At 55.9% G+C, this 19,769-nt stretch carries 17 protein-coding genes, 1 tRNA gene and 1 pseudogene; 13 read left to right on the plus strand and 6 right to left on the minus strand.

Going from position 1 to position 19,769, the window contains the following annotated elements; all coding sequences use genetic code 11:
• On the plus strand, positions 1-603 hold a 603-nt coding region (locus tag ACTF5M_RS04845; RefSeq protein ID WP_438959944.1), incomplete at its 5' end, for a thiamine pyrophosphate-dependent enzyme.
• A gap of 91 nt (positions 604-694) precedes the next feature.
• Entirely contained in the window at positions 695-1,258 is a 564-nt protein-coding gene (gene ilvN, locus ACTF5M_RS04850) for an acetolactate synthase small subunit (protein ID WP_438959945.1), read from the plus strand.
• A 325-nt stretch (positions 1,259-1,583) separates the two neighbouring features.
• Here ilvN and ACTF5M_RS04855 read toward each other — a convergent pair whose 3' ends face one another.
• From ACTF5M_RS04855 to pdxH, 5 genes are all read right to left on the minus strand, one after another.
• Positions 1,584-5,237, minus strand: a complete 3,654-nt coding sequence (locus tag ACTF5M_RS04855) for a vitamin B12-dependent ribonucleotide reductase (protein ID WP_438959946.1) — start codon at positions 5,235-5,237, stop codon at positions 1,584-1,586.
• A 781-nt stretch (positions 5,238-6,018) separates the two neighbouring features.
• A tRNA-Pro gene (locus ACTF5M_RS04860) sits at positions 6,019-6,095 on the minus strand.
• Positions 6,096-6,138: 43 nt separating this feature from the next.
• On the minus strand, positions 6,139-6,591 hold the full coding sequence (locus ACTF5M_RS04865) for a DUF192 domain-containing protein (RefSeq protein WP_438959947.1): 453 nt from the start codon (positions 6,589-6,591) through the stop codon (positions 6,139-6,141).
• Between the two features lie 37 nt (positions 6,592-6,628).
• On the minus strand, positions 6,629-7,177 hold the full coding sequence (locus ACTF5M_RS04870) for a cold-shock protein (protein WP_438959961.1): 549 nt from the start codon (positions 7,175-7,177) through the stop codon (positions 6,629-6,631).
• Positions 7,178-7,333: 156 nt separating this feature from the next.
• A complete protein-coding gene (gene pdxH / locus ACTF5M_RS04875; RefSeq protein WP_438959948.1) occupies positions 7,334-7,939 on the minus strand; it encodes a pyridoxamine 5'-phosphate oxidase in 606 nt (201 codons plus the stop codon).
• A gap of 204 nt (positions 7,940-8,143) precedes the next feature.
• Here pdxH and fabI point away from each other — a divergent pair, with 204 nt between their 5' ends.
• The 6 genes from fabI (at position 8,144) to trpE (ending at position 14,824) form a co-directional block, all read left to right on the plus strand.
• Positions 8,144-8,950 carry an enoyl-ACP reductase FabI gene (fabI, locus tag ACTF5M_RS04880; protein WP_438959949.1) on the plus strand — a complete coding sequence of 269 codons (807 nt, stop codon included), beginning with the start codon at positions 8,144-8,146 and terminating at the stop codon, positions 8,948-8,950.
• A 10-nt stretch (positions 8,951-8,960) separates the two neighbouring features.
• A complete protein-coding gene (locus tag ACTF5M_RS04885; RefSeq protein WP_438959950.1) occupies positions 8,961-9,569 on the plus strand; it encodes a LysE family translocator in 609 nt (202 codons plus the stop codon).
• A 21-nt stretch (positions 9,570-9,590) separates the two neighbouring features.
• The gene (gene gpt, locus ACTF5M_RS04890) at positions 9,591-10,091 is read left to right on the plus strand and encodes a xanthine phosphoribosyltransferase (RefSeq protein ID WP_438959951.1); all 501 of its coding nucleotides are present in this window, start codon (positions 9,591-9,593) and stop codon (positions 10,089-10,091) included.
• Positions 10,092-10,124: 33 nt separating this feature from the next.
• On the plus strand, positions 10,125-11,309 hold the full coding sequence (locus tag ACTF5M_RS04895) for an aminotransferase (RefSeq protein ID WP_438959952.1): 1,185 nt from the start codon (positions 10,125-10,127) through the stop codon (positions 11,307-11,309).
• A 70-nt stretch (positions 11,310-11,379) separates the two neighbouring features.
• Positions 11,380-13,224 (plus strand): peptidyl-prolyl cis-trans isomerase, encoded by a 1,845-nt coding sequence (locus ACTF5M_RS04900; RefSeq protein WP_438959953.1) that lies wholly within the window; start codon positions 11,380-11,382, stop codon positions 13,222-13,224.
• A 91-nt stretch (positions 13,225-13,315) separates the two neighbouring features.
• Positions 13,316-14,824 carry an anthranilate synthase component I gene (trpE, locus tag ACTF5M_RS04905; RefSeq protein WP_438959954.1) on the plus strand — a complete coding sequence of 503 codons (1,509 nt, stop codon included), beginning with the start codon at positions 13,316-13,318 and terminating at the stop codon, positions 14,822-14,824.
• Positions 14,825-14,847: 23 nt separating this feature from the next.
• Here trpE and ACTF5M_RS04910 read toward each other — a convergent pair whose 3' ends face one another.
• The gene (locus ACTF5M_RS04910) at positions 14,848-16,209 is read right to left on the minus strand and encodes a divergent polysaccharide deacetylase family protein (RefSeq protein WP_438959955.1); all 1,362 of its coding nucleotides are present in this window, start codon (positions 16,207-16,209) and stop codon (positions 14,848-14,850) included.
• Between the two features lie 154 nt (positions 16,210-16,363).
• Here ACTF5M_RS04910 and ACTF5M_RS04915 point away from each other — a divergent pair, with 154 nt between their 5' ends.
• From ACTF5M_RS04915 to ACTF5M_RS04935, 5 genes and pseudogenes are all read left to right on the plus strand, one after another.
• Positions 16,364-16,975, plus strand: coding sequence for an anthranilate synthase component II (locus tag ACTF5M_RS04915; RefSeq protein WP_438959956.1), 612 nt, complete (start codon positions 16,364-16,366; stop codon positions 16,973-16,975).
• On the plus strand, positions 16,972-17,991 hold the full coding sequence (gene trpD, locus ACTF5M_RS04920; RefSeq protein WP_438959957.1) for an anthranilate phosphoribosyltransferase: 1,020 nt from the start codon (positions 16,972-16,974) through the stop codon (positions 17,989-17,991). The genes ACTF5M_RS04915 and trpD overlap by 4 nt, the downstream gene beginning before the upstream one ends.
• Positions 17,988-18,800: an indole-3-glycerol phosphate synthase TrpC gene (trpC, locus tag ACTF5M_RS04925; protein ID WP_438959958.1), complete on the plus strand. Its 813-nt coding sequence runs from the start codon at positions 17,988-17,990 to the stop codon at positions 18,798-18,800. Before trpD ends, trpC begins: the two co-directional genes overlap by 4 nt.
• On the plus strand, positions 18,797-19,279 hold the full coding sequence (moaC, locus tag ACTF5M_RS04930; protein WP_438959959.1) for a cyclic pyranopterin monophosphate synthase MoaC: 483 nt from the start codon (positions 18,797-18,799) through the stop codon (positions 19,277-19,279). The genes trpC and moaC overlap by 4 nt, the downstream gene beginning before the upstream one ends.
• Positions 19,276-19,769, plus strand: a pseudogene (locus ACTF5M_RS04935) (molybdopterin molybdenumtransferase MoeA); the annotation flags it as partial. The gene moaC and the pseudogene ACTF5M_RS04935, both read left to right, overlap by 4 nt.

Below are 19,769 nucleotides of genomic sequence, written 5' to 3' on the forward strand. Positions count from 1 at the left end.
CTGACCCAAAAATACGACCGCTACATCACAACCGAAGTCGGCCAGCACCAGATGTGGGCGGCGCAGTACCTCGGATTTGAAGACCCCAACCGTTGGATGACGTCCGGTGGTTTGGGCACAATGGGCTACGGCACCCCTGCTTCAATCGGTGTGCAAGCCGCGCACCGTGACGCGCTGGTCATTAACGTGGCGGGTGAAGCTTCGTGGATGATGAACATGCAAGAGATGGGCACAGCGGTGCAATTCAACTTGCCTGTAAAGCAATTCATTCTGAACAACGAACGGCTCGGCATGGTGCGCCAGTGGCAAGAATTGCTGCACGGCGAGCGTTATTCACAAAGCTGGTCAGAAGCCCTGCCCGACTTTGTAAAGCTCGCCGAAGCTTTTGGTGCCAAGGGCATTTTGTGTGAAGATGCTGCGGACCTGGACGATGCCATTATGGAAATGATCACCTACGACGGTCCGGTTATTTTCGATTGCCTCGTTGAAAAACACGAAAACTGTTTCCCCATGATCCCATCGGGCAAGGCACACAACGAGATGCTCTTGGGCGACGCCAGCACCAAAGGTGCGATCGATGCAAAAGGCAGCGTGCTGGTCTAACACCCGCACGACCCTTCGCTCTTATCGGCCTGACGCCCCTCAAGACGGGCGCGTCAGGCCCACACAAAACATACATGAATTGAGACACCCAATGGCTGCACTGAAACTCAAGAAAGGCGCATCAAGCCACAGCGCCTACAACCTTCGCCCAACCTTTTCTGACGTAGAAGAACGCCACGCCCTTGCGGTATTGGTCGCCAACGAAGCGGGCGTTCTGGCGCGCGTCATCGGACTTTTCTCAGGGCGCGGCTACAACATCGAAAGCCTGACAGTCGCGGAAGTAGATCACGAGAAGCAGCTGTCGCGCATCACGATCGTAACAACCGGCACCCCGCAGATGATTGAGCAAATCAAAGCACAAGTGGGCCGGATTGTGGCGGTGTACGACGTGCATGATCTTACTGTTGAAGGCCCCGCCGTTGAACGTGAGTTGGCCCTTTTCAAAGTTACAGGGACCGGCGACAAGCGCATAGAAGCACTGCGTCTGGCCGAGATTTTTCGCGCCAACGTTGTGGACAGCACCCTTGATAGTTTCGTTTTTGAAATCACTGGCGACGTCGGGAAAATCGACGCATTTGCCGATCTGATGCGCCCCATCGGCCTAGTCGAAATGGCCCGCACAGGCGTAGCAGCCCTTTCACGCGGACCAGAATAGATGCCAATTTACAATAAGTTACCGATAAAAGCTAAAGCTCCTCGCACTGAACAAGCGCGAGGAGCTTTTCATTTCGCGCACAGCTTCTTTTGTTGGGAAATATCTCGGGGTGTGGGGCAGCGCCCCACCGGATGCACGCCTGCAAAAACAGCGATTCCTTCTCTTTGCGCACACCACCACACCGAACAAAAATGGGGGCGCCCAAAGGCGCCCCAGTTTGTTCAATCAGGCTCGTATAATTTACCGCTCTTACGTTGTTTTATGCCTGCGGCCTGATCGTCATGGGCGGCCCTCGCCTGCTCGCGCAGGGGGCCGCCGCATCTCTTTAGCTACAGCCGGATGTGCCGCCGCAGGTGTTGCACTTCATACAGGTGCCGTTGCGCACCAGCGTGTAGTTGCCGCACTCGCCGCAGGCCTCACCCTCATAGCCTTGCATCTTCGCTTTGGCACGGGCGTCCATCTGTACACCGCCACCTGCGACAGCCGCTTCGGCTACGGCCACGCCAGTTGCGCCATCAGCCACCACAGGGGTTACTGGCGCCACAGACGCTGTCTCGGTCATGCCCATTTGGCCGCCCTGCAACACAGTCAACTCTTGGGGCAAACGCTTGCGCAGATAGCCTGTTGAGCTGATTGTCTTGAGCGCTTCAAGGGTGCGCGTCGCAGCAGTGTCAGACACTTCTTTAACGTTGCTCACGCCCTCTTGCTCACCGCGGCCGATATCATCAAATGTGGCGCCTTCAGGCTTCACATGGGCAAGATCGGTACGGTCAAGATATGACACAGCCAATTCGCGGAAGATGTAATCCAGCACGGATGTAGCGTTCTTGATGCTGTCGTTGCCTTGGACCATGCCCGCAGGCTCAAACTTGGTGAAGGTAAACGCATCGACGAACTCCTCAAGCGGCACACCATATTGCAAACCAACAGACACCGCGATGGCGAAGTTGTTCATCATAGCGCGGAAGCCCGCCCCCTCTTTGTGCATATCGATGAAGATTTCACCAAGGTTGCCATCTGCGTACTCACCCGTGCGCAGATACACTTTGTGCCCACCCACGTTGGCTTTTTGGGTATAGCCCTTGCGGCGCTGTGGCATCTTTTCGCGGTGCGATTTGATGACCTCTTTGACTACAACCTTCTCGATGATCTTTTCGGCGATCACTTGTGCTTTCTCCATGGTGGAGCCGTTTTCAAGTACATCAGCCGCCTCATCATCATCCTCGACCAAGGCCGCAGCAAGCGGCTGGCTGAGTTTTGAGCCGTCACGGTACAGCGCGTTCGCTTTCACACCCAAGGACCAAGACAGCTCATAGGCTTTCTGGCAGTCCTCGATCGTAGCATCGTTTGGCATGTTGATCGTCTTGCTGATCGCGCCAGAGATGAACGACTGGGCAGCGGCCATCATGGTGATGTGGCTGTCGACGCTCAGGAAACGCTCGCCTTTCTTGCCACACGGGTTGGCACAATCGAAGATCGCATAGTGCTCTTTCTTCAAGTGTGGCGCACCCTCTAGGGTCATCGTTCCGCAAACGTGGTCGTTGGCTGCGTTGATGTCCGCTTTGGTGAAGCCCAAGTGCGTCAACAGATCAAACGTTGGATCAGCAAGCTTGTCCTGCGGAATACCCAGGACATTGGTGCAGAACTCTGCGCCCAAGGTCCACTGGTTGAACACAAAGCGGATGTCGAAGGCTGATGCCAACGCAGCTTCCACTTTTTCAAGCTCGGCTTGGCCGAAACCATGACCGATAAGTGCAGTGTGGTTGATGCCCGGCGCGTTGCCCATTGAGGCGTGACCAACAGCGTAGCTGACGATCTCTTCGATCTGCGCGCTGCCGTAGCCAAGCTTTTCAAGGGCTGCTGGTACAGAGCGGTTGATGATCTTGAAGTAACCACCGCCCGCAAGCTTCTTGAATTTCACCAGTGCGAAGTCTGGCTCAATGCCTGTGGTATCACAATCCATGACCAAGCCGATTGTGCCTGTTGGTGCAACAACTGTGGCTTGGGCGTTGCGGTAACCGTGGGCTTCGCCAAGGCTCAGCGCTTCGTCCCATGCGGATTGCGCCAATTCGATCAAGCTTTTGTCTGGGCAGGACGCGTGGTCCAATGCAACTGGCTTGATCTCAAGGTTCTCATAGCCGTCTGTCTTGCCGTAGGCCGCTGTGCGGTGGTTACGGATGACGCGCAGCATGTGGTCTGCGTTCTTTTTGTACCCTGGGAACGGACCCAACTCACCGGCCATTTCCGCGGATGTGGCATAGCTGACGCCAGTCATGATTGCAGTCAACGCACCGCAAAGCGCACGGCCTTCATCACTGTCATAAGAGTAGCCCATATTCATCAGCAAACCGCCGATGTTTGCATAGCCCAAACCAAGTGTGCGGAAGTCATATGAGCGTTGCGCGATCTCTTTGGACGGGAACTGCGCCATCATCACAGACACCTCAAGGGTGACCGTCCACAGACGGCACGCGTGCATGTAGTCTTCTGACTGGAACACACCGTCCTTGAGAAACGTCAGCAGGTTCATGGATGCAAGGTTACAGGCCGTGTCATCAAGGAACATGTACTCTGAACACGGGTTGGAACCACGAATTTCACCGTCTTCTGGGCAAGTGTGCCACGCGTTAACTGTGTCGTGGTATTGGATGCCCGGATCGGCACAGGCCCAAGCTGCGTGGCCTACTTTTTCCCACAAATCGCGGGCTTGGACGGTTTTGAAAACTTTACCGTCTGTGCGGTTGATCAAATCCCATGTGCCATCTGCTTCAACGGCCTTCAGGAACGCATCAGTCACGCGGATCGAGTTGTTCGAGTTCTGACCAGATACAGAGTTATAGGCTTCTGAATCCCAATCCGTGTCGTATGTGGGGAACTCAATCGAGGTGTGGCCTTGCTTTGCGTAATCCAGAACGCGCTTGATGTATGTCTCGGGGATCGCAACTTTCTTGGCGGACTTCACCGCTTCCTTCAGTTGTGGGTTGGTCTTTGGATCATAGGCATCCTCTTGCGAGCCGTCCCATGCTTTGATCGCCGCAAAAATCGCGTTGAGCTTTTGCTCGTGCATTTTTGAGCCAGCAACGATGGATGCTACTTTTTGCTCTTCAAGCACCTTCCACTCGATGAACTCTTCAATATCAGGGTGGTCCGCATCGACGATAACCATCTTGGCCGCGCGGCGTGTTGTGCCACCAGACTTGATCGCACCTGCAGCGCGGTCACCAATTTTCAAAAAGCCCATCAGACCGGATGATTTACCACCGCCAGAGAGCCCCTCACCCGACGCACGCAGGCTTGAGAAGTTTGTGCCTGTGCCAGAGCCATATTTGAACAAACGCGCTTCACGCACCCAAAGGTCCATGATGCCGCCTTCATTTACCAGATCATCCGCAACAGATTGAATAAAGCACGCGTGTGGCTGTGGGTGCTCATAGCTGCTGGTGGATTTTGTCAGTTTGCCGGTCTTGTGGTCTACATAGTGGTGGCCTTGCGCAGGACCGTCGATACCGTAGGCCCAGTGCAAGCCAGTGTTGAACCACTGCGGGCTGTTCGGCGCGGCGCGCTGTGTCGCCAACATGTAGCGCATCTCATCGAAATACGCGCGGGCGTCGGCTTCAGTGGTGAAATACCCACCTTTCCAACCCCAGTATGTCCACGCGCCTGCCAGACGGTCAAAAACTTGCTTCGCAGATGTCTCACCACCGAAGGTCGCGCCTTTTGCTGGCTTGGACCGCCAAAGGAACTCAGGGACATCCTTCTCAGCTACTTTTTCAACTTTGGACGGCACGCCCGCTTTGCGGAAATACTTTTGCGCAATCACGTCGCTGGCAACTTGGCTCCAGCTGGAGGGAACTTCCAGATCTTCGAGTTGAAACACAATCGTGCCATCGGGGTTCCGGATTTCCGAAACTGTCTTGATAAAGTCCAGTTCGGCGTATGCGTCTTTGCCGGCGGCGGTAAATGTGCGGTCGATTTTCATATCTCGGAGCCCTGTCCCTGTAAGATGTTAACTACAAAACACGCAACGGCGCGTCTTGGCTGATGATGATAGGGACAAATTTTCTGCTCAGTGCCTCGGTTACCCGTAGCTCTGCCGGAGCGCGTCTTGGCAATTGGCGCCACGCACATCCTATATTTGTTGTGGTCTTTTGAACCTGTCCCCACCAACCTGTGCGCCACTATATATGGTGGCCACCTTGTCAGCCTGCACAAACTGACGTAGTTTCACCTACGTGGTCAACGGTTTTTTATTAATCAAAGTCTCAAAATGGTATTGACGGTAAGGGGCCTATTATGAGCCAGACACAATCATGTGATTCATGTGCGCGAAGGCTGTGGATAACTGTGATTTCGTCCGCAACATGAACAACCGGATTTTTCCTTTTATTCCCGTAGTTTTATCGCGGCACTTTAAGAAATCAGCAGACTTTATCCAGACGCTTTTCCACAGGCTAGCAGAATTTACGGCCAGCGCACTTGGATTAATGGATTGCTAAAATTGTTTTACTAAAAAGGAAAATCAGCAAAACCTACCATTATCAAAAGTATCAATTATGCGGCAGATGATAGCAAATGTGGAGAGGTGCACGGCCTTTGCCACTAAATGTAGCACACATTCAATAAACCACTCCGAATCTAACACTACTATTATTTGTGCGGAATGAAGCAGAAGACAGCCGCCCTGCTCAGTACATGGTTAGATGTGTGGCGCCAGTACAGACTACCCGCTGGGCACTGGCTCAATAACTAATGTGGTGAAGTGGTCGGGACGGCAAGATTCGAACTTGCGACCTACGGTACCCAAAACCGTCGCGCTACCAGGCTGCGCTACGCCCCGACTGGTGCTGCGTTTAATCCGCCTTTGCGCAAATGAAAAGCCCCTAACACGGCCAAGATGCAACTTCTTTGTCAAAAATTTCATGCCGCATCTCAGATCCCGCATTGATCCCGTAAATCTCGGACAATCCGCCGTTAATTTCGAGCACATACATGATGTTATCGCCCCCAGGGATCGGTGTCAGATCACCAGGAACCGCGTTTGAGTGAACTTTGCGCACCACCCCATCCTCACTGGCAAAGATCATATCAAGCGGGATCAACGTATTCTTCATCCAGAACGCGACGGTTTGTGGGCGCTCATACACAAATAACATCCCTGCCCCGCGCGGCATGTCTTCGCGAAACATCAACCCTTGGGCACGCGCAGCGGGATCAGCTACGACTTCAACGTCAAAAACGGCCTTACCCCATGTGCCGCGCAATTCTATCTGGCTGTCGGAACACGCAGCCTGCGCGCCAAACGGCAGGACAACAAAAAAGCACGCAGCGGCCATCGCTACGTGCTTTTTTAAAATCGTTCGAAAGATGGAATTACTGACGCTCGACTGCGAAATCCCATGTGCAGACTTGCGCTGCCATTTTACCGCGCTCACCGTCGATGACACGGATGCCAACGGCTTCGCCGCTTTGAAGATCTGCCAGACCGGAACGGCGCAGTACTTCAACATGCACAAAGATGTCTTCATCAAAGCCAAACACATTTGCAAAACCGAAACCTTTGGTTTTGTCGAACCACTTAACGCGGGATGGCTCAAGCTCGATCTTTTGCAGCTCTTCGGGGCTGACGTGGACAAACTCGCCCAGTGTGCTGGTGCCGTCGTCTTCTGCTGGTGTGATCTCAAGGACCTCAACTGCCTGCACGCCGCGATCTGTGTGTTGAATTGCGACCTCAATTTCTGTGCCCTCCGCGATGGAGCCCTGGCCGAAATTACGCAAAACATTCGCGTGTAACAAAATGTCTGGACCACCGTCGTCAGCCACAACAAATCCAAAACCCTTAACCGGGTCAAACCATTTAACGACGCCAAATACGATCTCTTCTTCAACGTCTACGTTCTCAATATTCTGCTGTTCTTGCATTTTGCACATAACCATCCCGCTTTGGGGACGCTCCATCTATAACTACACCACGAATTACTCTGCTGAAGGTTCCGGGCCGTCGGTGCAATTTATCTGCGGAACACCGACGGCCTCTTTAGGAACGATATGCTATCTTTGGTTTAAGTGCGTAAAAGTCTAGGGATTCAAAAGCACTACATCCCATGGCTCATCCGGTGTTGCACGGGTCCAGCGGAACCGGTTGTGCAAGCGAAACTCCCCATCGGCCCAGAACTCAATCTCGATAGGTGTAATCCGATATCCACCCCAAAATGGTGGCCGCGTGGGATTTGCACCCATTTTGGCCGTCACTTTTGCAACTTCCGTCATAAGGCTTGCCCGTGACGCCAATGGTTTGGATTGATCCGATGCCCACGCCCCAAGGCGGCTTTTGAGCGAGCGGGAGTTGTAATATTCATCCGCTTGCGCCCCATCTTCTTTGGTCACATGACCGCGCACACGAATTTGGCGGCGCAAAGACTTCCAGTGCATCACAAACGCGGCCTTTTCGGCCCCATCAATTTCCTGCGCCTTTTTCGAGGTATAATTAGTGTAGAAGACAAATGCCGCGTCCTCGACATCTTTTAACAGCACCATGCGCGCGTTCGGCATCCCATCTGCGTCTACTGTCGAAAGTGCTATGGCGTTAGGGTCATTGATCTCGCTTTGCTCGGCCTCAGCCATCCATGTTTTTGCCAGCTCGAACGGGTCATCGCCCGCGAAAATTCCACTGCGTCCGGTCATTGTAAGAATACGTCCTCAAAAAGGTGGTTAATGTCTGTTGTCTGCATCACGATTGCGCCGTTTTGTGCATTTGGGCCCCTGTCGTTGCCCGTTGGACCGGCAATTGCCCAAGATAACACAGCACGGAGCCTTGCCGCTCGCTTAGGGCTGACGTAAACCTCACACAGAGGCGGTCAAGCGCCAGCACTACCCAAGGGGAAAACAATGTCAAACCAACTTATGGCCGGCAAACGCGGTCTCATCATGGGCCTGGCCAACGATAAATCTATTGCGTGGGGCATTGCAAAAGCCTGCGCCGATGCGGGCGCCGAGCTTGCTTTCTCATATCAAGGTGACGCACTTCTTAAACGTGTGGGCCCGCTTGCTGCACAGCTTGGCTCTGACATTGTAATCCCGTGCGATGTGGGCGATGAAGCCTCAATTGATGCGCTTTTTGCCGAGATTGAAAAAGCGTGGGGAAAGATTGACTTCGTCGTACATGCCATTGGTTTTTCTGATAAAAACGAATTGCGCGGCCGGTACGTTGATACGACACGCGGCAACTTTGCGATGTCCATGGATATCTCCGTTTACTCATTCACAGCAGTCGTGCAGCGCGCCGAAAAGATCATGAACCCCGGTGGCTCGTGCTTGACGCTGACATATTACGGCGCCGAAAAAGTGATGCCCCATTATAACGTCATGGGTGTTGCCAAAGCGGCTCTTGAAGCTTCCGTCAAATACTTGGCCGAAGACCTGGGCAAAGACGGCATCCGCGTCAACGCCATCTCTGCGGGTCCGATCAAAACACTGGCGGCCTCTGGAATCGGTGATTTCCGATACATCATGAAGTGGAACGAGTATAACTCGCCCCTACGCCGTAATGTGACCACTGAAGACGTGGGGAAATCCGCGCTATATCTGCTGTCTGATCTTGGCAGTGGCGTCACAGGCGAGAACCTGCACGTCGACGCAGGATATCACGTGGTCGGCATGAAAGCCGTCGACGCCCCCGATATGTCCAAAGAATAACGGCGCGCCCATGATCGCGGCCTTTATGACGGCATATTTTCTGCATCTTGTCGCGGCGGCCTCTCCGGGCCCCGCCATTTTAATGGCGGCCCGTGTCGGGCTGCGCGATGGGATGCGGACGTCTGTCTTTTTGGCCGCTGGCATCGCTGTTGGGGCTTTGTTTTGGGCTGTTGCGGCCCTTTTTGGTCTTGCGGTTTTGTTTCGCGCAGCACCGGGCCTGATGTGGGGCTTCAAACTGGCCGGTGGTCTGTTTCTGATGTGGCTCGCGCTGCAAATGTGGCGCCGCGCAGATGAGGACGTTGAGAGCCCCGAAAATATCAAAACGCCCACCCCGCTTGCTGCCTTTTGGCGCGGAGTTGCAACACAATTGGCCAATCCTAAACCCGCCGTTTTCTTTGGCGCGGTTTTCGTGGGTACCATTCCAACAGATGCCTCGCCGCTTTGGGTGCTGGCCCTACTTGGCGCTATTTTAATCAACGAGTTTGCCTGCTGCACGATTGTGGCGCGGTTGTTTTCTATTGAGCACATTCGCCGCGGATACATCCGCCTCAAACACATTATCGACCGCGGTTTTGGGGGCATCCTTGCCCTGTTGGGCCTTAAGGTCGGCTTCACTTAATTCCGCCGAAAGGACCACCATATGACTGATCGCTTGCCGCACGAAAAAGGGTTTCACATTTCATGGGACCAAATCCACCGTGACAGCCGCGCATTGGCGTGGCGTCTTGATGGCAAAGGGCCAGACGATGGAAACTGGCGCGCGATCGTGGCAATTACCCGTGGCGGCATGGCCCCAGCAATGATCGTGGCGCGCGAATTGGATGTACGCACGGTTGATACAATCAGTGTGAAATCCTACTCGCACCAAGACCAATCCGAGGCCTCTGTGCTCAAACGTCCAGACGCTGATATCATGGGCGATGGCACGGGCATTTTGATTATCGATGATCTGGTCGACAGCGGCAAAACCCTTGAGTTGGTTCGTGAAATGTACCCCAACGCGCATTTCGCAACGGTTTACGCCAAACCAAAGGGCGAGCCCCAAGTCGATACGTTCATCACTGGTGTCTCCCAAGATACGTGGATCTTTTTCCCGTGGGATATGGCCCTACAATACGTGGAGCCCTACCGCGGCGTCTAATCTAAAACTGCCCTTCTTTCAGGAGCTAATCTGATGTCACAGTCTCGAACACAAACCACTTTCGCGCCCCCCGTTATGGAGGCCCGCCGTTGGCTTGAGACTGCTGATTTCAGCGAACAGCCCCTCATTAACGTCTCACAGGCAGCCCCCGTGAACCCGCCGCCCGCCGAAATGCGTGCGGCGATGGCGGCCATGATGGAAGAAGATGACACGCATCTTTATGGGGCGGTCTTGGGCAACGATGCGCTACGCACCGAACTTGCCAGCCAATGGGCGCGCCACTTTGAGGGAACAGTGTCACCTGCGCAGGTTGCCATCACATCGGGGTGCAATCAGGCGTTCTCAGCAACGATTTCGGCAATTTGCGCCCAAGGGGATGAAGTTCTGCTGCCAACCCCGTGGTATTTCAATCATAAAATGTGGCTTGATATGGCGGGCGTCACGACGGTGCCGCTTGGAACGGGCGCTGATTTGACCCCGGATGTCGCAACAGCCAAAGCCCTGATCGGGCCGCGCACAAAAGCCATCGTGCTGGTAACCCCCAATAATCCTGCGGGCACCGAATATAGCGGTGAAACTGTGCGCGCATTTTATGATTTGGCCAAAGCGCACGGGCTAAAATTGCTTATTGATGAGACCTACCGCGACTTTGACAGCCGGGACGGCGCGCCTCACACGCTTGTCGGGCTTCCTGATTGGGATGAGACCCTCGTCCAGCTTTACAGCTTTTCCAAAGCGTACCGTCTGACCGGCCACCGCGTGGGTGCCATGATGGCGTCTGCTGCATTTTTGGCCGAAGCCGAGAAGTTCCTCGACACAGTTGCTATTTGTCCCAACCAGCTTGGGCAAAAAGCAGCCCTTTGGGGCCTTCAAAACCTTGGCGACTGGCTCGCGGGCGAGCGGCAGGAAATCCTGAACCGCAGCGCAGCAATTGCGCAAAACATGCCAGCACTTGAGGCCAAAGGTTGGTCCCTTTTGGGCAACGGCGCGTATTTTGCCTACCTGCGGCATCCCTATGCGATGCCCTCTGATGAGTTGGCCAAGTGGCTGGTCCATAACGCCCAAATCCTTGCGCTGCCCGGCACCATGTTCCGGCCCAGTGACGACCCCACAGGCGCGCAAGAAATGCGCATCGCTTTTGCCAATATTGATGCAAGCGGCATTGCCGCCCTTTTTGCACGGCTCAGCGCCCTTGAAGGTCTGCCCCTTCGCGCATAGACATCTTTTGAACATCACTGCGGCGGGCATGTACCAGCCCTGCCACCCCAAACATTGAGGCGCGCGCGTTATGGCCGAGAAGAAAAAAGCATCGAAATTTCTGGGCACTGCCCTGCTGGGTTTGTTGGGGGTTTCGCTGATTGGCTTTGGCACCGGAGGCTTTGGCACGAACATCTCAAGCATCGGCAAAGTCGGCGATACGACGATTGATGCAAACGATTATGCCCGCGCACTGGATCAAGAGTTACGCAGCCTTGGCGCGCAGTTTGGTCAAAACATCACCTTCGCTCAGGCACAGCAGTTCGGCATCGACCGATCCGTGTTGCAACGCGTTATCGCACAGACCGCCCTTGATAATGAGACCACGCGCCTTGGCCTGTCTGTGGGCGATGCGGAAGTGGCCGAACAAGTGCGCGCAGTTCAGACGTTCCGCGGCCTCGACGGCCAATTTGATCGTGAAGCCTATGCCTTTACCCTTGAGCGCGCTGGCCTGAGCGAAGCCGAGTTTGAAGCCGACATTCGCAGTGAAGCTGCGCGCAACCTTCTACAAGCGGCGATCACCACGGACACGGCGCCGTCTGATGCCTATGTGGATTTGATGTTCTCCTACCTCGCGGAGCGCCGCAATATCACGTGGGGAACTGTGGCAGAGACTGATCTTGAGACGCCTCTGGCAGTGCCCACGCCAGCCGAGCTTCAGGCGTTTTATGACGCCAACCCCGCCACATTCACCACCCCAGAGGCAAAGCGGCTAACGTATGTATGGCTCACACCCGCCATGCTGGCCGATACGATCGAGATTGATGACGCGACCCTGCGCGAACTCTATGAAGAGCGCATCGATCAATACATCCAGCCCGAGCGCCGCTTGGTTGAGCGTCTGGTATTTGAAGATCAAGACACCGCCGAGGCTGCTGCTGCACAGCTTGCGGTCGATCCAAGTAGCTTTGAAACACTGGTGCTTGATCGCGGTCTTACCCTTGAGGATATCGATCTTGGTCCTGTCGCCCAAGCTGATTTGAACGGTGCGGCAGAAGCCGTTTTTGCTCTTGAAGATACGGGCGTCACCGCAGTGGTCGAGACCGATCTTGGTCCGGCAATTTTCCGTGTGAACGCTATTTTGATCGCCCAAGAAACACCCTTTGCCGAAGCCCGTGACGATCTTGCCAGCGACATTCTGGCCAACCGTGCGGCGCGTCAAATTCAGGACCAAGCCCGTGACTTTGATGAGGAATTAGCCTCTGGCGCCACGCTTGAGGATCTGGCCGCTGAAAGCGATCTGACCCTCGGGACGATCGACTGGACGCCGGATGCAGAGCAAGACATCGCCGCCTATGACGGGTTCCGTCAGGCCGCACGTATTGTTGGCGCCGAAGACTTCCCAGAGATTGCCGAGCTGGAAGACGGTGGTATCTTTGCTCTGCGCCTCGACGAGGTCATCCCGCCCACGCTGCAACCGCTAAGCGACGTACAACAACAAGCAACCCTTGCTTGGCAAGAAGCAGAGCGCACTGCGGCCCGTGCAGCAAAAGCAGACGCCGCGGCTGATAGCCTGCGCGCGGGGACTGCCCTGCCCGATCTTGGTCTTGATGAGGTCATCGAACAGGACCTGACCCGCAGCGACACCATCCCCGGCGCGGCACCCGAATTGGTGCAGACCGCTTTCGAAATGGCCATCGGTGATGTGCGCACGATTGAGGGTGAAAGTGCGACCTACATTGTACGCCTTGATGCGGTGAACGGCCCTGATACGGACGACCCTGAAATTACGGCGCTGCGCGACGCCGTTGAAACAGCAGCACGCCAAGATATCAGACAGGACGTGCTCGATGCGTTTACGGCCGCTGTGCAAGCAGATGCCCGCGTGCAGCTGGACCAAGGTGCAATCAACGCGATCCACGCAGGTTTCAACTAAAGCGGGCCGAAAAACACCGGTGGCTGCGCGCCTGCGCGGCCCCGCCCCCATTTAACACCGTGCGCTTCAGATATGCGCAAAGGACACCATCATGACCCTGACCCCAAGCTATGATGATTTTGCGGCACAGTTTGATGCCGGCAAAAACCAACTGGTCTACACGCGCCTTGCAGCTGATCTTGATACGCCCGTGTCGTTGATGCTGAAACTGGGGGGGGCGCAAACCAACAGCTTTATGTTGGAATCCGTCACTGGCGGTGAAGTGCGCGGACGATATTCGATCATTGGGATGAAGCCTGACCTGATCTGGCGCTGCACGGATCAAAAGGCTGCCATCAACCGCGAGGCCCGCTTTGACGACAACGCTTTTGTGGCAGAGGTTGATGATCCGCTGACATCTTTGCGCGCGCTGATTGCTGCCTCAAAGATTGATCTACCTGATGACTTGCCTGCGGCTTGTGCGGGGCTTTTTGGGTACCTTGGCTATGACATGATCCGGCTGGTTGAGAACCTGCCCAACATCAACCCCGACCCGTTGAACGTGCCCGATGCGATCATGCTGCGCCCGTCTGTTGTGGCGGTGCTCGACGGGGTGAAAGGCGAGGTCATCTTGGTCTCCCCTGCGTGGGTTTCAAGCGGTCTGTCCGCCCGCGCAGCTTACGCCCAAGCAGCAGAACGTGTCCAAGACGCGCTACGCGATCTGGATCGCGCCTTGCCCGCAGACACCCGTCAAATGCGTGACCAACCCGCACCGGCAAATGCCGTGTCGAACTTTGCCAAAGACGATTACAAAGCCGCTGTGGAAACCGCCAAGGATTACATCCGTGCGGGCGACATCTTCCAATGCGTGCCTTCACAGCGCTGGACCCAAGACTTCAAAGAGCCGCCCTTTGCGCTTTATCGCAGTTTGCGCCGCACTAACCCATCGCCGTTTATGTTCTTTTTCAACCACGGTGATTTTCAAATTGTCGGCGCCTCACCCGAGATTTTGGTGCGCGTCTTTGACGATGAAGTTACCATCCGTCCCATTGCGGGCACCCGTCCGCGCGGCGCAACACCGGCCGAAGATCAGGCAAACGAAGATAATCTTTTGGCGGACCAAAAAGAGTTGGCAGAGCACCTGATGTTGCTCGATCTAGGCCGCAACGACGTGGGCCGCGTGAGCCAGATTGGCACAGTGCGCCCCACCGAAGAGTTCATCGTTGAGCGCTATTCCCACGTCATGCACATTGTGTCGAACGTTGTGGGCAAACTGGCCCCTGAACATGACGCGCTATCGGCGTTTTTTGCAGGTATGCCGGCGGGGACTGTATCCGGCGCACCCAAAGTACGGGCGATGGAAATCATCGACGAGTTAGAGCCCGAAAAGCGCGGCATTTATGGCGGCGGTTTGGGGTATTTTTCAGCGGGCGGGGACATGGACATGTGTATCGCCCTGCGCACAGCTGTGATCAAAGATCAAAAGCTCTATATCCAAGCGGGTGGCGGTGTGGTCTACGACTCTGACCCCGAATTTGAGTACCAAGAGACCGTTCACAAATCGAACGCGATCCGCAAGGCGGCCGCCGATGCAGCACGGTTCGGGTCAGGCAACAGCTAGAGGCGCCACTCAGCGCCGCTGTCTTACCGGGCTTGCAGCACCACGGACACAGGCACCAGTGAGACACGCGATGCGCGTTGTCCCTGCCCCCATTGCAAAATCGCCTCAACAGTCTCAGAGCGCGCGCGGGCAACCAAAACGATTGCGCCTTTTTGGGCCGCCTTGAACGCCGCATGGTCAAGGAAACGGCGGATCACCGCACCGTCTTGCCCGGCAGGATCAAGATCCCGGAAGACCTGTGCTGTGGGGACATCCTTTTGCGCAGCAACGCGGCCAAAACTGTTCAAACCCGTTTGATAGGTCATCACGCCCCAGCCTTTGTCCGCCGCAATATCCGTCACTTGGCCGCGTAAATCTTCGGCGCGCTGCAAGACACCGTCGCTTGTCTCAAAAATACCAACAGCTTCGGGGACAGCTTGTGACACCGCTTCAAAGGCCACTTCCAAATCTGCAGGCGTCGCCGTGGGTAAAACATCAATCATGGAAAGCACTTCAAGATCCGCGCTGCGGTAAAGAGCGGCGCGCGCAGTTGCCGTGGGTGCCGTTGCTTTCACCCCGAACGACACGGGGAACGGAAAGCTGTTGATCCCCACCAGATCAAGCGTTGAGGTGCCATCATCCAGCAAAACCAGCGCCATCAAGGGTTTGCTGGGATCAACGTCAGCAGGGGCTGCAAAATCGACAATCGCGCGGCCCGTTGGGGTGACTTGGGGCAGCGCACTGGCCGCAACCTCAGCCTCACGGGCGGTATCTTGCGCGGCAGAGCGGTTCACCTTCACGCCCTCAGCAAGATCACCGATTGTGCCACCAGAGCTTTCAAAGCCCACCTCGGGTTTGTCGCTGGGCAGATCAACGCTTTCAGGCACTTCAGTTGTCTCGGGCGCAGGTGTTTCAACACCTTTGGGTGCCTCAACCGGACCTTCATCATCTGGCGCAGCACTGCTTTGGGTATCAACCGCAATCGGCGCGGAACCATCTTCGTCGCTTGGCGCAGTCGGTGCAGCCGCTTGCGGCGCGGGCAGAACGGGTGCCTCAACCTGAACCTCAACACCAAGGGGCGCTGCCGCAGCGGGGCCTTCAACACCGCTACTTTGCCCCCCGATCACAGGGCGCGCTGCGGTCTGCGTGTCTGCATCCGGTGCCGCCACTTGGGCCTCGGGGACATTTACCGTTGGGGCTGCATCGCTTGGCGTATCAAGTACGGGTGGCAGCACATTTGAGGCCACATCACCCACGACTGGCGCAGAGGCAACGGGTGCCGGCGCGTCAGTTGGCACCACAGTCGGAGGCGTTGTGGCAACCGGAAACGCAAGATGCGCACCAAGCAAGCCTGCTGCGCCAATCGCTGTTCCCCAAAGGGTTCCTGCCAATAATATGCGTGCCACGTCTCAAGATCCTCTCATTTCTTGCCCAAACCGGCGCATTCCGCCCTCGCCCGTCTTGACCTCAGTCTTATTCCCTGACCATCTATAACCCCACAGCCATGCGCCGCGTAACCCCTTTTCGGTGCTCAACCTTTTGCCCCACGGAGGCGCAGCGATGCTGCTCTTGATCGATAACTACGACAGCTTCACGTATAACCTTGTCCATTATGTGGGCGGTCTTGGGGTGGATGTGAAGGTCGTGCGCAATGATGCGATCACTGTTGATGATGCAATGGGTATGGGCGCCGAGGGGATTTTGCTCTCGCCCGGGCCGTGTGATCCGGCCCAAGCAGGCATTTGTCTTGCACTGACAAAGGCCGCCGCAGCCGCGCAATTGCCGCTTTTGGGGGTTTGTCTTGGACATCAGACCATTGGCGAGGCATTTGGCGGCAAAGTTGTGCGCCACTCAGAGATTGTGCACGGCAAAATGGGCACGATCCAACACAAGAACAAAGGCCTCTTTGCCGGACTGCCCCAGAATTTTTGGGCGACGCGCTATCACTCGCTTGTGGTTGATGCACCAAGCCTGCCCGATGCGCTTGAGGTGACTGCTGCCCTTGAGGACGGCACGATCATGGGGCTACAACACCGCGAATTGCCGATCCACGGGGTGCAGTTTCATCCGGAATCGATCCGATCTGAGCATGGTATGGCGTTGCTCAAGAACTTCACCGACCTGCTGCCAAGCAGCGTCAAAACACTTACCGCTGAGGGAGAGCACCCATGAGCGACCAGATGAAACCCCTAATTTTCGGGGCCTCCGAAGGCCCGCTAAGCCGTACACAGGCGGAAGCGGCCTTTGAGTTGTTGTTTGAGGGACAGGCCACAGACGCGCAAATCGGCGGGCTGTTGATGGCTATGCGCGCCCGCGGCGAGGCTGTTTCGGAATACGCGGCCGGTGCAGCGGTCATGCGCGCCAAATGTAACGCGGTCAAAGCCCCTGCCGGCGCGATGGATATCGTGGGTACCGGTGGTGACGGCATGGGCACGCTCAACATCTCAACGGCCACGGCTTTTGTTGTAGCAGGCGCAGGGGTGCCCGTGGCCAAACACGGCAACCGCAACTTGTCATCACTGTCCGGTGCGGCAGATGCGCTTGGGCAAATGGGCATCAACGTCATGGTCGGAGCAGACGTGGTGGAACGGGCCATCGCGCAAATCGGCATCGGCTTTATGATGGCACCAATGCATCATCCGGCGATTAAACATGTAATGCCGGCGCGTCAGCAACTTGGGTGCAAAACGATCTTTAACATCTTGGGCCCGCTGACAAACCCCGCTGGCGTCACGCGGCAACTGACCGGTGCGTTCGCCCCCGATTTGATCATGCCGATGGCAGAAACACTGCTGCAGCTTGGTAGTGAAAAAGCGTGGCTAGTGCATGGGTCGGACGGGACCGATGAGCTAACCATCTGTGGCACCACGGCTGTGGCTGCCCTGGAGAACAGCAAGATCACCTCTGTTGAGGTGCACCCAGAAGACGCAGGCCTGCCCGTGCACCGTTTTGCTGAAATTCTGGGCGGCACTCCTGAAGAAAACGGCGCCGCGTTCCGCGCGCTGCTTGATGGGCAGCTGTCTGCGTACCGCGATGCGGTGTTGTTAAACTCTGCGGCAGCGCTGATTGTTGCGGACAAAACTGACAGCCTGAAAACCGGCGTTGAAATGGCCCGCGAAAGCATCGATAGCGGTGCTGCAAAATCAAAACTTACCGAGCTTGCAAAGCTCACGTCGGAGGCCGCATGAGCACGACCATTCTGGATAAAATCAAAGCCTACAAACTTGAAGAAGTGGCCGCGCGCAAAGCCGAAACCACCCTTGAAACCGTAACAGCGCTGGCCAAAGATGCGCCTGCGCCGCGTGACTTTGCAGGTGACGTGATTGCTGCCACCAAAACCGGTTACGGCCTAATCGCCGAGATCAAAAAGGCCTCTCCCTCAAAAGGGTTGATACGCGAAGATTTTAATCCGCCCGCCTTGGCCCAAGCCTATGAAACCGGCGGCGCGACCTGTCTTTCTGTGCTGACCGACGGGCCAAGCTTTCAAGGCGCTGATGCGTTCCTGACCGCCGCACGCGGTGCGGTCACCCTGCCCGCGTTGCGCAAAGACTTCATGTATGATCCTTTCCAAGTTGTGGAGGCGCGCGCGCTTCACGCGGACTGTATTTTGATCATCCTTGCCTCCGTATCAGACGCCCAAGCGGCCGAGCTTGAGGCCGCCGCGAAAGAATGGGGCATGTCAGTTTTGCTTGAGGTCCACGACGCCCAAGAGCTTGAGCGCGCCTGCCTGCTCAAGTCCCCGCTGATGGGCATCAATAACCGCAACCTCAAAACGTTTGAAACCACTCTTGATACAACGCGCACCCTGTCAAAGATGGTGCCAGCGGACCGCACGATTGTGTGTGAAAGTGGCCTGAACACCCCCGCCGAGTTGGCCGATATGGCAGGCTATGGCGCGCGTGCGTTCTTGATTGGTGAAAGCCTGATGCGCCAGTCAGATGTGGCCGCTGCCACCAAAGCACTTATTGGTAATCCTGTTCCACCAGTGTCGTCATGACCAAAGCAGAGCTTACACATTTTGACACCGAAGGCCGCGCGCAGATGGTCGATGTGTCAGACAAAGCTGAAACATCGCGCATCGCTGTGGCCGAAGGCTACATTAAGATGTCACTCCAAACACTTGAAATTGTGAACGAAGGACGGGCCAAAAAGGGCGATGTCATTTCTGTTGCGCGTCTTGCGGGCATCATGGGCGCAAAACAAACCGCTGCCCTGATACCGCTGTGTCACCCACTTCCAATCACCAAAGTTGCTGTCGATTTGGTAGCTGATGCATCTCTACCCGGCTTGCGAATAACCGCCGAGGTCAAAACCAAAGGGCAAACCGGTGTCGAAATGGAAGCGCTGACCGCCGTCAGCGTCGCGGGGCTTACCGCCTACGATATGCTCAAGGCCGTTCAAAAAGACATGGAAATTGGCGCAGTCCGTGTCACCCTGAAAGACGGCGGCAAATCCGGCAGGTTTACCGCGCCGTGATCACCGTTGCCCAAGCACTTGAAGCGGTGCTTGCCCTTGGCACGCCTCTTGAGACCGAAGTGGTCCCATTACGCCACACATCAGGCCGCGTCCTGCGCGAAGCTGTAACAGCCGAGCGCGCTCAGCCGCCTTTTTCCAGCTCCGCAATGGACGGTTACGCCATCCAAGACGCCGATCATGTTGCAGGCAACACCTTGCGCGTTATCGGCGAAGCCGCCGCAGGGCACCGCTTTGAAGGCGTGGTTCACCAAGGTCAGGCAGTACGTATTTTCACCGGTGCGCCGCTACCAAATGGTGCAAGCCACATCGTTATTCAGGAAGATGTAACTGTCGGCGACAGCAGCATCACACTTGGAACGTCTCTTGAGGCAGCCACATATATCCGCACCGCTGGCGGTGATTTCAAACAGGGGCACGTTTTCAAAGCCCCTAAACGGCTGACACCGGCTGACGTCGCCCTTTTGGCCTCAATGAATATCGCCGAGGTAAC

This window comes from Nereida sp. (genome assembly GCF_965655635.1).
Classification (GTDB): Bacteria; Pseudomonadota; Alphaproteobacteria; order Rhodobacterales; family Rhodobacteraceae; genus Nereida.